Genomic DNA, 12,948 nt, shown 5'->3' on the forward strand with positions numbered 1-12,948 from the left:
TGAGCCGTGGAGGCAGTCAATCTGACCTCGTAGATAATGTTCGGGCCTTCTGCTTGGGATTTGGGATCTCGTATTAAGGACGGTGAGGGCCGCCAACGCGCGTACCCTGTGTTTGCTATGGATGAGATCATTTCTTGACGGCAGAGCCCGTCTGGGCAACCTTATCAAGGTATCCGTTCCTCGGATGCCAATCGACCTGCTGACCTAAACAGTCAAAATTTCCCGACATAGGACGTTATCGCTGACAATCATCCCAGGCTTTCCCCGCCGTTCGATGAGGGCTGTCAGTTCGCGCGCCACGCGACGCCCCGAGATTGAGGTGTCAGGTATTGCAGCCAGGCATTCCCGCGTCACATCATCAACCACATTCAGCACGCGAAACCGTTGGCCATTGGCAAACTGGTCGTGGACGAAATCCAATGACCAGCGGGCGTTTGGCCTCGCTTCGACCAGGATCGGTGCCCGCGTCCCGATCGCTTTGCGGCGGGCTTTGCGTTTCCGGACCGTTAACCCTTCTTCGCGGTAGATGCGATAAATTCGGTTGATGCCCGAGGACTCGCCTTCGCGGCGCAACAACACGAACAAGCGGCGATAGCCAAACCGCCTCCGTTCGTTGGCCAACTCCCGCAACCGACCACGCAAGGCCGTATCTGGCGCACGTTGCGCAACATAACGGACCATTTTCCGGTCCGCGCCCGCAATCCGGCACGCCCGCCGTTCCGAGAAGCCGAACTGGCTTCTCAGCTGCGCGACCGCCTCGCGCTTAACAGCGGGCGTCACCACTTTTTTGAAACCAACTCGCGCATCGCTGCCAGATCCAGCATCTGCTCAGCCAACAACTTCTTCAGCTTGGCATTCTCGTCTTCGAGTGTCTTCAGCCGCTTGGCTTCGGACACAGTCATCCCGCCGAACTTGGCCTTCCAGTTGTAGAAAGTGCCTTCGGCCATGCCGTGCTTACGACAAAGGTCAGCGCATTTTGCGCCGGCCTCATGCTCAGTCAAAATCCCGATGATCTGTTCGTCCGTGAATCGTGTGCGCTTCATAATCTGTCTCAAATTGGGTCAGACTCTAATCGATTATGGAGGAAAAATCCCGTGGCAGGTCATTCGCTGTCAAGATCGAACGCGAAAGGCAAGTTTGTGTTGGCCCATTGTCTTGTCAATCTTGGTGGGAAATTTGCCGGATGCGGTGCGCGCATGTATATAGATCAATGTGTTATTTGGTAGGGAATTCCACCGTTGTTGGGATTGTCTCCGCCCAATACTTCTCATCTTGTGTTAGAAATATCAACTCATGGTGAAGATGATGATGAAGAAAACCACTGCTGCAGTTCTCTGCTCTATCGCACTCGCAGCGCCTCTTAATGCTGAAACGAAGAAGGAAATTCAAATTTCTGATAAGGTCACTGTGAAGTTTACAGCAGGAAAAGACACCGCAGCGGACACCCAAAAGGTCTCGAAGGAAGAAGCTGAACAAATAAAGGCTGAACTTGAAGGTGCCGGCGCAGAAGTCGAAGTCAAGTGAACGACCTTTGTTAAAATAGATTTGCCGAGAGCATTATGTTCTTGGCAAGTCGATGCGAGCTTTCGTTGTTTGCTATCTGCTTCAGTGGGTGAGAAATTTGAAATCGCGATGGCGGGCTCTTTTCCTTCCGATCAAAGAAACAGATTTTGTGAAGCATTCAAGTTATACACAATTGCAGTTCTATTCTTCAAATCAATTGGAACACGGGTATTTCTGCTGAAAACTTGCGGTTCCGATAGATTCCGATAGATGTAGATCAAAAGTTTATAACTTGGGGCAAGATTACTGATCTTGGACTGTCCCTAAGGCGGAATGAATGAATTCGGCAAGATGCTGGCGGCTCGTCGGCAATCTTCCTATTTCAGTACCCTTGAAAATATGGGGCACGAGGCTTTCCAAGCGCGTGTGAACGCGTTGCTATTGGTCTGTTTTTCATACTGAATGGCACGGAAAGCCATACTTTGTGAGTTTTATCGAAACAATAGTCTTGCGGTTTCATTTGTATCGTTCTTCTATTTTTTTACAAAAGGTAAAAAATAGAAGCTTTCCGATGGATATTCAGAGAAACGAACGGCAAATTCTGGTCTTGCGCGGGTCAAGTGCAGTCGCCACTGCGTTGGTTTTCGTAATATTTGGTACACTCCTAGTCACGTCTCTCTATGCGGGGTTTGCGATCTCTTCCCGTGCTTTCATCGCGGCGCTCCTGATATGCGTTTCTGGTGTCGCGGTCTGTTGGGTGCTGTTTCATCGGACTGTTGTGGAACTGGATCGCAAAAGCAACATGGTTTCAGTGTCTAAACAAATGCTTCATGGCAAGCAAAGCTACGATTTACCTTTGTCAGAGGTGAAGCAGGCTGACGTTGATATGCGTCGCTCGCAATCCAACGGCATGACCTATCGTCTGGTGCTCGTCGCACGCCTTGGCGAAAGCTTTGAGCGATTGATCATTGGACATGGTTTTTCTTCAAACCGCAAATCATTGACGACTGCGCGCCTGATAAACGATTGGCTTGGCGTCCCGGAAGCCGGTGTCGGAACAGGTCCAACTCTTGAAGACGTGCAAATTGCTGCAACTGCTCTGCGTCAGCGGCATTAGGTCTGACCCTTAATTTTACCTCTCAATTCTAAATCAGGACGACTATTCATGGCAGGGTTTTCAGAAACGACACGCGTTGGTTTTGGGGCGCGTATCAGAAATGCGATAAAAGGTATCGGCCTTGGGGTCTTCATGGTCGGGGGCGCTACCTATGGCATATTCTGGAATGAAGAACGTGCTGTAGAGACTGCGCGTGCTTTGGCAGAAGGTGCTGGCTTGGTTGTGGAGGTGTCAGCCGTCGCGCCGCAACCGTCAAACGAGGGCGCACTGGTTCACTTCAATGGCCCTTTAAAATTGCCTTTTTCTTTGCGAGACGAAGTGCTTGGCGTTTCTGCTGCCCCTCAAACGGTCCGATTGGAACGGGTCGTAGAGCAGTTCGCGTGGGTCCAAAGTTCGCGCACTTCGAAAGAGAATAATATCGGCGGATCGCAGGACCAAACGACGACTTACACCTATAGCAAGGAATGGACAGACAGCCCTAAATCGGGGGGCGATTTCAAAGTTCCAGAGGGCCATCAAAACCCTCCGATGCCGATCCAAAGTCAGATCTTTGGCCACGAGAGCGGCTTTGTTGGCTGCTTTGAAGTGACAGATAAAATTGAAGGCCTCGGTCAAAGCGTCTCTGTGCCTTTGACGGCAGATCAAACCGCTCAAATAGAGGCGTCACTTGGGCTTTCTCAACCGGCCACGCTCTCAGCAGGTAGCGTCTATTTTGCGAGTGACGTTCAAAACCCCAATGTCGGGGATTTGCGGATCAGCTATCTCGTCTCAGATATCGCCGAAGTAAGCGCAGTCGGGATTCAGAAAGGCGCCCAACTGCTCCCTTATACCGCTCAAAATGGGCGGGAAGTGTTCCTCGTGGATGATGGTTTGCACAATGCAGCAGGAATGTTTGATCTAGCGCAGCAGACCAACGCGACGATCACATGGCTGTGGCGATTTGGCCTTCTGGTGATCATGTTTTTTGGTTTCAAAGCGATCTTGGGAATTCTTGACGTTCTTGCTAGCTTCCTCCCGTTTCTCGGGTGGATCACCTCTTCTGTTACATCTCTAATCAGCTTGGGTTTAACAGCTTTTGTCGGACTGGGAGCCACAGCACTCGCTTGGTTCTACTTCAGGCCCGTGCTGTCTGCGATCATTCTGGGGATCGCTTCGATTGGAGCGGCAATTTTCACATACTTCGCTCGCAAAAAGGCAAAGCGCGATCCTGTCGCGAACGCCGTTTGAAACTTAAACAAAGGACTACTCATGAGACTTTTTCCGCTATGCGCAATCCTGATTGGCGCCGTTTCAACTTCGGCTTATGCGGGGCAATATTGTACCGTAGATGACAGCGTTATGTTCTCTTGCACATTCAATGGAGGACAAAAAGCCGTAGAGGTTTGCGACACAAACTATTGGGCAGATGGCGACAACGCTTCTTATGCGTTTTTCAAGACCAACGGCGAGATTGAGAAAGAGATTATCACCGACAAGGCCAGCCTTGTCGCGACGCCATGGAACGGAATGGGGAATTCTATTTGGGAGACAGTTACGTTCTTCTCTGGAGACTATGGATATGACGTCTGGTGGTCTGGAGAACGTGAGGTCGGCTCTGAAGTGCTTGGAGGGATCACTGTCACCCAGAATGGTGATACCTTGGCAGAATTGAATTGCGATGAAGGATCTGTGCAGCAGAACCTCACAAGCTTGATCGAAGCGGTCGAAATCGCGCAAATTTCGCCGTAAGCCTTGTCTAAAAATGTTTGATTCAAAATCACTTTGGCTCAGAGGGGCGCTTGGGTGCGCCTTATGGATTACGCATACCTCAATGGCACTCGCTGTCTGCAACAGCGCGAACGACATGATATTCCAATGCGCAACTGCTCCGGATGCGATCGAGCAGATCACGGTTTGTCGTGATGGGGAAAGCGCCTCTCTGAATCTGCATAATCGGACTACAGGCGAGACGTATTACGATATTCCGCTGACCATGAACCCGTCCCGCGATTACTTTGTTGAAAGTGTCGTTGAGGGCGAAGGTATCTCTATTGAGATGGGCTTTTGGGATGCGGATCGGGACGCGGCGACGATTTTACAGTTCCACGCCACTTGGGACGAACAGGCTGAGGACATTTTGACTGATGGCCCGATGGATATGTGGCTTCAGGGCGCCGGCTGGCATCAGACAGTGGAGCAGCTTCTTTGTCTACCGGAGACTGTTCTTTACGCGCCTGATCCTCTCTTTGAGTTGACGCTGGATCGTGGATCTGTAGGGCACTTTTATTCGGTTGAGAATATTCTACCTCAACCCTCGTTTGTCGGGCGCGCCCGCGTGTCCGCGCCACCCGAAGGCATCCCAGTCTATGCCAGTAGTGAGCCCAATGCTTCTACGGCACGTTGGGCGCAGCTGTATGACAACGATGTTGTGGAGGTTATCGACCGAAACGGCGAGTTCAAAGCCGTAGCTTTGACTGAAGGCGTCGTATCAGAGTGTGTGATCCGTCCAGAGGATTTGTTCCAGCCATATACTGGTCCATGCTCTACCGGTTGGGTCGACCAGCGATATCTGGAAATCATTCAATAAAGGCGTTTCTTGACCTCTGGTTGCAAAAGCAGGGCTCAAGATGGCGCGCAGTTCTTACCTCGGCTGCGCGCCGAATTTTATCAATCCCAAGTGTTTTGGGGCAAAACTATGGAGAGATATCATGCTTCGGGTTTTTTCTGCCGCGGCGCTGGCACTGATAGCTGGCAATGTCCAGGCAAGCTGCGGCGACGCTTGGTATTTGCGGAACCTTGCATTTGATCGGGCAGGGTATTGCTTCGGCTCGGCGCTTGGAGAAGCGTTGTTTGACAACAGCGATTGTACAACCCATAGCCCCACTCTCTCTGATTGGGATAAGAGCGTTGTTTCAGCCGCTAAGCGGTATGAGCAAGATATGGGGTGCTCAGTTGATACAACACAGGCGAGCATTGGTGCGACTCTCATCGGGAAACTAGATCTCGTAGATCGGCTGCCTGTGCTGGCGTCTTATGACAGTATGTGCCTCGGGTTCAACGGTCCTGACTTGCCAATGCGCAGCGATTTGGGCATCGCAACAAGTTTTTCAACTGGTGATGTCGCAGCGGGAGATACCGTGCGTTTTCGTTTCGAAGGCGCCGATGGCTTTGAATTTGTTGAAACGGAATTTGGCGCAGGATGGATCGTCGGCGGTGCGATTGGTCCTGCAACTTGTCGGGAGTTTGCGGGATGAAGGTGCTTGTCTTGTCTTTGCTGTGTGCAGTAGCGCCTGTTTTAGGAAATGCCGGCTGCTTGGAGGAGGAAACCGAAGCGTTCACGTGCAAGTCGAACGGCACGGCCGTGACATTGTGCTGGGGCAAAGAAGCGCGGCTTAACCTAGAGGGATATGAAGTTCGCACCTCGCTCGGCGATGTTCTGGCGATGGATGCGCCAGATTGGACGGCGTCGACACTCTCCCAGAATGAGAAACAGTATGAGGTATTTCATGCCGAAGGGCTTGGTGGCGTGACCCTCTACGAAAACAACAGCCAAACGCGCGTGGTCATGTGCGATCCGGATACCGTCACGCAGACGCTATCTGATCTGAACAAAGCGGCCATCATGACACCATCCCCGGGAGGGAAATGATGCGGAAATTTTTGACAGCGATCTCGCTTCTGGCGGCAGGGCAAGCGCAAGCGTTCTGCGATGAGGGTATTCTGCAAACGCAGGTCCTGTGCTTGACCAGTGAGGCGGAGGAAATCAAGCTCTGCCACTCCGTCGATCCTGCAACTGAAGGAGACATGCTCACGCTGCACCTTGATCCGGCCGTGTCAGAAGGGCCAATGAGCTCGTTTGTTCATGAAATTCCCTTTTCTATGCGACCCGGAACAGGCGGTTACCCTTGGGATACCTATGGTTTAACTTTTTTTCATGAGGGCGGCCGCGCTACGTTGAACTTACGCAAAGCCATAGACGCGCCTGATAATACGGACGTTGAGATTTCTTTGTCGCTATTTGACCGCGCTTCTGAGCCATATCGTACTTTAACTTGTATGCAGCCAGTGCTCATGGCAGAGGTCGAAACCTTGCTGAGCACACGTGGTATTGAGATGAACAGTTTCCGGACCGGTCCCTCTGCTTCAAGCCTCGCCTATTTTGCACCGCGTCAACCTCTACCCGGGGGCACCCCTTATGGTGCTTATAGTTGTCGTGAAGCGAGTCTAGTGACTGGTAATGAGGGAACTGATGAGGGTCAGGTCGCCCTTTACACTGCGCCGTTCGACGACGCTTCGATCATGGGGTATGTTTATCCCTCAGACCTCTCTGGCGCGTTTGAGTGTTTTTACGAGAATGGTTTTAGCGCCATTGTTTGGCCTGATGCGGACAAGAGGGGCGACGGCGATCCTTGGTCGATGCTTGATTTCGAAGAGCGTTTGGCCGCTTGCCGTTTAGATGCGGAGGGCTGGCCGCCAAACTATCCTTACCTTGGGGATTGTTCCAGGGCTTGGGTGAAGGAAGTCAATGTTGCGGGGTTCGAAGAATGAAACAGGGCCTTGTCGCTTTTCTCGTCCTTGCAGGCCCCGCTTTCGCGGAATGTCCGGATGGAGCAGACCCAGTATTTTCTTGCTCCTTGCTCAATAGCGATGACGTAGAACTCTGTGTGATCGGAGGCGACCTTCGGATGCAGATGGGGTTTGACTTGGATGATCCCTCTCTGGAAATCAGTATGCCTTTGGCGCTGATGCCTTACATGTCTACCGGAATTGCGAAATCGGTAGAAGATTTTTCGTACGCACGGTTTTTCCAAGGGAACCGCGCATACACAGTCGGGTTAGATCGCGATCTTGATATGGCATCCGTTTCAGTCGGTGAACCTTCAGCTTACTTGCCAGATGCAGATCATAGTTGTGATGCAGAGGGTATCATTGACAACTTTCCGGCTCTCGATCAGATGATGATTGGTATTGGCCGAAGAGCCCCTGTTGTCGCGGCGCGACCTGTGGAAAATGTATGTGGTCCGGTTCAGTCTTTAGGGCCAGCAGATTGGCATGATGATCAGGATGTCTCCCCCATTCACATTCAACCGAAAGACACCGTGACGGAAGTGCTCGCTGTGGACGATCATGTTCGTGTCTGCGGTGAAGCGGCAGGAGACTGGTACCCGGTCCGCTATCTGTCAGATGGGTTCAATTGCAGCTTAAAAGATCCAGACGCGCCCGGAGCCGTGTGCAGTTCTGGATGGGTTCACGCATCACAGCTAGAGCAAACCGAAACCGATGAGCGGCCTCAGGCACTCGCCTGTCAGGCTGGTGGCTTCCGGTTCGCGATGGTGCGTGCAGATAATGGTGTTGTCAGCCTAATGAACGAAAGCATGAGTTTACGCTTACCGCCAGGCGACGGTGAATTGAGTACTACTGATCTTGGTGGCACCCAGATACTGCGGATCAACAGTAAGGTGCAGCTCACCATAGATTACCAAGCCTTAACGGTAGTCGCCGCTCACTCTGACCAAGGTGAGCAGGCTGGAGAGTGTGTGGTTGTTGATGCAGAGGAAATCAGCAACAAATAGTTGCATAGTGAGCAATCTTGCATAGCCCTTGATCGTGAGTTTCACCATGTCGATGAAGATGTGCAGAGTTCGTGTTCGAGAGGCCTTCCTAAAACCTACAAAAGTGCAGGGCACAATCCTTTGCTCAAAGGGAGATTTTCTTCCTATATTTTTGTCGCAAAGAGGTAATTTTTTGTAAGGCTTGTGAGAGATGGTATGGAATTCCTTACCTATCCTAATTGTAAGTATCCTTTATCAATTTGCGTGTTCTGTGAGTGTGTTTTCTGCGGTGATGCTGCCTGCACTGTGCCGCGATTTTTCAATAACATCTGTGGGTGGCTCCTGCATTGCAAGTGTTTTCTGGTGATTTCGGCGGTCATTTTCGTCAGTACCGTCGTCTGTCCGGCCTGTTTATGTTTTGGCATTGCCTCCACTGGCCCTGATGAGTTCCGCAAGCGAGGTTCCAATCGGCTTATCGACCTCAAGGGGCCGCTGCCATTCCCGGAGTGTCCTTGCTTTTGGTTGACTTAATTCCGCATCATCACTTCAACGTCTTGCATCTCGAAGGCAACCGATGCGCTTAGAACGCGGGTTGCCGGTATTCCTGTTTCTTGGTGAGCATTGCCCAGATGGCCCGGGCTGCCTTGTTTGCCATCGCGACTGTCGCCAGCCGGAAAGGCTTGTCGGTCAAGATCTTGGCTGTCCAGAGATCGACTTTCTGCGGGGAACGTTTTGCCATCACAGCGCGAGACGTCATGCCCACGACCAGCAACTTGCGTATGTAGCGATCCCCCTGCTTTGTGATCTTTCCAAGACGTTCCTTACCCCCGCTTGATTTGTTGAGCGGGGTCAACCCCAGCCAGGCCGCCAGATCGCGTCCGGTCCGAAACTGTTTTGCATCGCCAATCGTTGCGACAATCGCCGAAGCCGTGATCGGTCCGATCCCCGGCATGCGCATCAATCGGCGGGCATCCGCACTCAACATGGCATGTTGCTCAATCATCTTTGAGTAGCCGGAAATGCGTTCATTCAGGCCGAGAAACTGGTAGCACTGGACGCCGAGAAGGCCGTTTGCGATCTCCGGCATGTCAGGATGATCGCCGTCCAGGTGGCGCTTTGCGAAGGCGGCCACCGCTTCGATCCCGATGGGCAAGATATGCCCGAACTCGCGTAACAGACTGCGGATCATGTTGGCCAACTGGGTGCGCTGCCAGACCGCCAGATCGCGTGTGCGGTGGATCGCGAGGATGGCCTGCTGGTCCTCCGTCTTGATCTCGACAAAGCGCATCGTCGGGCGCCAAACCGCTTCACAGATTGCCTCGGCATCAACAGCATCCGACTTGCCGCGCTTCACGTAGGGTTTGACGTAACCGGCGGGCATGAGCTTTACGTCGTGTCCCAACTTGCGCAGCTGGCGACCCCAATGGTGGGACGATCCACACGCCTCCATGCCGACCAAACAGGGCGGCAGCCTCTCAAAGAAGGCAAGCAGCTTCGCCCGCTTTATGGCCCTATTGAAAATGACCCGACCATTCTCCGAAATGCCGTGAACCTGAAAAACATCCTTGGCCAAATCAAGGCCTACTGTCTGAACTGTCATTGGGTGGCTCCTTTCCTAGCAGTCATTGATAGATGCACTTTGGCACATTCGATGCCGGTGGAGCAGGAGCCACCCACCTCATCCGCTATTCGGCCGTTCTCCAAAGTCATCCACTGAGTTTGAGTGATCGGCCTCAGGACCATTTCAAACTTGAAATGACGAATGCTGTCAGAAATCGTTGCTGCAAACTCCTGAAAACTAGAGTGCGACTTGGCTCATGGTCGAGTAGTGTTCGGGCTGCTCATCCATTCTCAGAGTCGCTTTTTCACCGAACCGCTTGGCAAGCGCATATGACATTTCCGGCGGCGACCACGTGTCATTGGTCCCATGCCAGAGTTCTACCGGACACTGAACCAGGTCGATTGTCTCGCTCCAATCAGTGACATAGGCATTGATGAAAGCGAGTTATGCATCTGGTCGCCGCAGGAAACACTCCACAAGCGCTTGGTTCACGCTGGCCCGGAAGGCAGGATCTTCGAAAAGGGCCCTCTCTGCGGCACCACAATTCCTGAAGAGAGCACCAGCTGTCCGTTCGGGCGACCAACGCGTCACCAAACCTTGGAATACAGTCAACAGGCGAAGCAATTTCGGATGCGACATGGCCAGCTTAAATACAGGCTTTCCGGCCATATCCGGAAGAAAATCCCCCATCGACAAGGGGGCCGCGGGTGAAATGAGAATGAGCCGCGAGACAATATCCGGACGTTTCGCTGCGATCTTGATCGCGGCCATTGCGCCGATCGAAAACCCGGCCAGAACTACCCCGCCCTTGTCCACAGTAATCACCTTGGAATGCAACGCGTTGGAAAACGCCACATCAACGTCTTCTGGGGTATTGGCCAAAAGGTCTACCGCGACGATATCTATGTCGGGATTAGCCTTATGAAGCAAAGTGGCGTCGGCTTTGCTTCCGGGCATGCCGTGGCAAAAGAATACTGCCTCCATCCGCGCGGAACCCACCTATGTACGTTGAATTTCTTTAAATTCTTGCACCTCAAAGATGCAGCTACAAGGAGAAATATGCCATCCTATCAAACAATTGGTACCTGATTTCTCCGCGCTCCAAACTTGGAATACAGTTCAAATCGAGCGCATGCAGCGAATGGCAGCTCCGGTGAAGCTGCAATACGACGCTTGATGTCGGAATTAAGGTCCGCAAAGGCCGGAACGACGGCCACTGCTGCGTCCCAAGCGCACGACCCGCCGCGTCTCCGGATAAGACCGCTTCGAGCCCAAACAACCGCGCCTGCTTCGAGGTTTTGCTGCAGCTGCATTGGTCCGCTCTCAGACCGAAGCGGACCCAAGGCACCTGACTTCGATTTGCGATAACTGACCTTCGCTGCGCGGATCACAAACTGATAAGGTGCGGACGAAGCGGCAATTCGCTGCGGATGCGCCAATGGCCACTTTCTCTGCAGGCCCGTTGACGGCTCTGCATCGATTGGGTGATTGTCTCAGCGCATCCAATGCACAATCGCGCCACTGGAAAGCGGGGTACGATGACACTCGAAAGAAAAGTCGCGCAGGCGTTCCGACTGACCGACGAAAACTGGATGAAACACGCCAATCCATGGAGCGTTTGGACAAGGTATTCAGTCCTTCCCCTTATCGTGCTCGCGTTCTGGAGCCGTCTTTGGATTGGTTGGTGGTGCATGATCCCTGGAGTTGCTTCCCTACTCTGGATGTTTTTTAATCCGATCTTCTTCGCGAAGCCTAAGTCAACCAGGAACTGGGCTTCGAGATCTGTGCTGGGGGAGAGAGTTTATCTTAACAGGGACAAAATCGAGATTCCCGACGTCCATAAGACGCCGCTCTATTCAATTCTGAACATCACGTCTTTCGCTGGCATGCTGATAGCGATCTGGGCAATTATCTATTATTCGATCTGGGCTACCGTTCTTGGGGTCTCATTGGCGTATCTTGGCAAGAGCTGGTATCTTGATCGCATGGTCTGGCTATATGAAATGATGAAGTCCGAGAACGAAGAGTATCTAAAGTGGGACTATTAGGGTCAGGCCTCCAACGCGTATAACGGTCACCCAATTAGCTTAATTGTTCCATGCTTACAGGGAATAGCGGCCACTAAGGCAAAGCGCAGCATTGGTTAAACTGGGCTCTCACCCGGCATTCCCTGCACTCAGCTTGAAGGTCCGCTGTTGGGAATCGCTGAGCTGCGGCGAGTCACTGACTGGCTAATGTCCGTAGAGGGACGCCCTTTTCGGTGGGATCTGGACCAATCCCCAATGATGTCGCGAGGCAGCTGATGGCCGGTCTAAGCCCATGTTGACCAATGCTGCGCTGAGAACCAATGGCGGCTTCGACGACTTTCCGATCTCAAGCAGTATCCCTGTATCGACAGAGCCAAACCGTATGTAGACCACAACGCTCCTCCTCGACGATGTGATCTATGACCCCGAAGCCATGCCGGTCCAGCAGTGTGCGATATTCCTCGCTATCTAGACTCGAGTGGTAGAGTGCTTCCCCCTCAAACTCACCAATTGCATCTCCGTGGCATGGTCCGCTGGTGAACATAAGCGTGGCCGCAGGCGCGGCATGCCGTTGAAACACCGGAAACATCTGGCGTTGACCATTTGGTGTCAGATGAAAACTGCTATTCCACGCCACGATGCCATTGAATTTCTTGTCAAGTCGAAGGTCACGCATATCTGAAATCAACCAGTCACACTCTGGCAAATTTCTTCGCGAAATCTCAATCAACTCTGGGGATGCGTCGATCCCAGTGACGGCGAACCCGTTGTCAAAAAGATATTGGCCAATTGGCTTTCCAGACCCAGAACCGATATCCAAGACTGAACCGCCGGCGGGCAGTAGCTGAACGAATTTCTCAAGCCAAACTTCCTCCTGAGGCTCTGAGCCTCGAAGGCGGGCCCAAGCCTGTGCGTGTCGGCGATATAGACCTGTGATCGCATCAGCTTCTCTGGACATAGGTTAGTGTTGTCCGGCCGCTCACAATAAGCAAGTAAATAGCTGCTTTGTCCGCACTGCGGACGTCCGGCTGTTGAACCATGCTGCACGACGCGTTGGATGTCCGATTTGGGGGAGCTGAATCGCAGCGATAGCCCGCCTGGCGGACGGCCGCAAAGGGCCGTGAACGACGAAAGGCATGATTTTCGATCCGCTGATGCTCTGCGACGCCGAGACTGTCTTTCTTTTAGCCCCTTTTGACCCGGATCCAA

The 12,948-nt window shown here is 52.5% G+C and carries 13 protein-coding genes and 1 pseudogene; 10 read left to right on the top strand and 4 right to left on the bottom strand.

Annotation, left to right across the window (positions count from 1 at the left end):
* Positions 1 to 234: 234 nt before the first annotated feature.
* Positions 235 to 1,043 (bottom strand): annotated as a pseudogene (locus BM225_RS20855) (IS3 family transposase); the annotation flags it as partial.
* A gap of 262 nt (positions 1,044 to 1,305) precedes the next feature.
* Here BM225_RS20855 and BM225_RS22000 point away from each other — a divergent pair.
* The 9 genes from BM225_RS22000 to BM225_RS20900 all read left to right on the top strand — a co-directional run bounded on the left by BM225_RS22000 (position 1,306) and on the right by BM225_RS20900 (position 8,172).
* Positions 1,306 to 1,524: a ribosomal protein L7/L12 gene (locus tag BM225_RS22000; RefSeq protein WP_218157090.1), complete on the top strand. Its 219-nt coding sequence runs from the start codon at positions 1,306 to 1,308 to the stop codon at positions 1,522 to 1,524.
* 463 nt (positions 1,525 to 1,987) lie between these two features.
* Positions 1,988 to 2,620 carry a hypothetical protein gene (locus tag BM225_RS20865; protein ID WP_143095438.1) on the top strand — a complete coding sequence of 211 codons (633 nt, stop codon included), beginning with the start codon at positions 1,988 to 1,990 and terminating at the stop codon, positions 2,618 to 2,620.
* Between the two features lie 48 nt (positions 2,621 to 2,668).
* Complete coding sequence (locus BM225_RS20870; protein ID WP_092465454.1) at positions 2,669 to 3,847, top strand: TMEM43 family protein; 1,179 nt, start codon at positions 2,669 to 2,671, stop codon at positions 3,845 to 3,847.
* Between the two features lie 21 nt (positions 3,848 to 3,868).
* Positions 3,869 to 4,348, top strand: a complete 480-nt coding sequence (locus BM225_RS20875) for a hypothetical protein (protein WP_092465455.1) — start codon at positions 3,869 to 3,871, stop codon at positions 4,346 to 4,348.
* Between the two features lie 82 nt (positions 4,349 to 4,430).
* Positions 4,431 to 5,186, top strand: coding sequence for a hypothetical protein (locus BM225_RS20880; protein ID WP_092465456.1), 756 nt, complete (start codon positions 4,431 to 4,433; stop codon positions 5,184 to 5,186).
* A gap of 40 nt (positions 5,187 to 5,226) precedes the next feature.
* Complete coding sequence (locus BM225_RS20885; protein ID WP_092465457.1) at positions 5,227 to 5,853, top strand: DUF4453 domain-containing protein; 627 nt, start codon at positions 5,227 to 5,229, stop codon at positions 5,851 to 5,853.
* Complete coding sequence (locus BM225_RS20890; protein ID WP_092465458.1) at positions 5,850 to 6,248, top strand: hypothetical protein; 399 nt, start codon at positions 5,850 to 5,852, stop codon at positions 6,246 to 6,248. Before BM225_RS20885 ends, BM225_RS20890 begins: the two co-directional genes overlap by 4 nt.
* Entirely contained in the window at positions 6,248 to 7,147 is a 900-nt protein-coding gene (locus BM225_RS20895; protein WP_092465459.1) for a hypothetical protein, read from the top strand. The genes BM225_RS20890 and BM225_RS20895 overlap by 1 nt, the downstream gene beginning before the upstream one ends.
* Entirely contained in the window at positions 7,144 to 8,172 is a 1,029-nt protein-coding gene (locus tag BM225_RS20900) for a hypothetical protein (protein WP_092465460.1), read from the top strand. Before BM225_RS20895 ends, BM225_RS20900 begins: the two co-directional genes overlap by 4 nt.
* Positions 8,173 to 8,731: 559 nt before the next feature.
* Here the strand turns inward: BM225_RS20900 and BM225_RS20905 are convergent.
* On the bottom strand, positions 8,732 to 9,751 hold the full coding sequence (locus tag BM225_RS20905; RefSeq protein ID WP_092465461.1) for an IS110 family RNA-guided transposase: 1,020 nt from the start codon (positions 9,749 to 9,751) through the stop codon (positions 8,732 to 8,734).
* 405 nt (positions 9,752 to 10,156) lie between these two features.
* Entirely contained in the window at positions 10,157 to 10,696 is a 540-nt protein-coding gene (locus BM225_RS20910; protein ID WP_072704418.1) for an alpha/beta fold hydrolase, read from the bottom strand.
* A gap of 554 nt (positions 10,697 to 11,250) precedes the next feature.
* Here BM225_RS20910 and BM225_RS20915 point away from each other — a divergent pair.
* Complete coding sequence (locus BM225_RS20915; protein WP_072704415.1) at positions 11,251 to 11,760, top strand: DUF6653 family protein; 510 nt, start codon at positions 11,251 to 11,253, stop codon at positions 11,758 to 11,760.
* Between the two features lie 325 nt (positions 11,761 to 12,085).
* Here the strand turns inward: BM225_RS20915 and BM225_RS20920 are convergent, their stop codons facing one another.
* On the bottom strand, positions 12,086 to 12,697 hold the full coding sequence (locus BM225_RS20920; protein WP_092465462.1) for a class I SAM-dependent DNA methyltransferase: 612 nt from the start codon (positions 12,695 to 12,697) through the stop codon (positions 12,086 to 12,088).
* Positions 12,698 to 12,948 lie beyond the last annotated feature (251 nt).

Origin of the sequence: Donghicola eburneus (assembly GCF_900115865.1) — a bacterium.
Classification (GTDB): domain Bacteria; phylum Pseudomonadota; class Alphaproteobacteria; order Rhodobacterales; family Rhodobacteraceae; genus Donghicola; species Donghicola eburneus.

Bases quoted from the DNA above. Each gene is read 5' to 3' on its own strand.
- BM225_RS20890 (WP_092465458.1), top strand. From the start codon at position 5,850: ATGAAGGTGCTTGTCTTGTCTTTGCTGTGTGCAGTAGCGCCTGTTTTA.
- BM225_RS20900 (WP_092465460.1), top strand. From the start codon at position 7,144: ATGAAACAGGGCCTTGTCGCTTTTCTCGTCCTTGCAGGCCCCGCTTTC.
- BM225_RS20910 (WP_072704418.1), bottom strand. From the start codon at position 10,696: ATGGAGGCAGTATTCTTTTGCCACGGCATGCCCGGAAGCAAAGCCGAC.
- BM225_RS20870 (WP_092465454.1), top strand. From the start codon at position 2,669: ATGGCAGGGTTTTCAGAAACGACACGCGTTGGTTTTGGGGCGCGTATC.
- BM225_RS20880 (WP_092465456.1), top strand. From the start codon at position 4,431: ATGGCACTCGCTGTCTGCAACAGCGCGAACGACATGATATTCCAATGC.
- BM225_RS20885 (WP_092465457.1), top strand. From the start codon at position 5,227: ATGGCGCGCAGTTCTTACCTCGGCTGCGCGCCGAATTTTATCAATCCC.
- BM225_RS20920 (WP_092465462.1), bottom strand. From the start codon at position 12,697: ATGTCCAGAGAAGCTGATGCGATCACAGGTCTATATCGCCGACACGCA.
- BM225_RS20895 (WP_092465459.1), top strand. From the start codon at position 6,248: ATGCGGAAATTTTTGACAGCGATCTCGCTTCTGGCGGCAGGGCAAGCG.
- BM225_RS22000 (WP_218157090.1), top strand. From the start codon at position 1,306: ATGATGAAGAAAACCACTGCTGCAGTTCTCTGCTCTATCGCACTCGCA.
- BM225_RS20875 (WP_092465455.1), top strand. From the start codon at position 3,869: ATGAGACTTTTTCCGCTATGCGCAATCCTGATTGGCGCCGTTTCAACT.
- BM225_RS20905 (WP_092465461.1), bottom strand. From the start codon at position 9,751: ATGACAGTTCAGACAGTAGGCCTTGATTTGGCCAAGGATGTTTTTCAG.
- BM225_RS20915 (WP_072704415.1), top strand. From the start codon at position 11,251: ATGACACTCGAAAGAAAAGTCGCGCAGGCGTTCCGACTGACCGACGAA.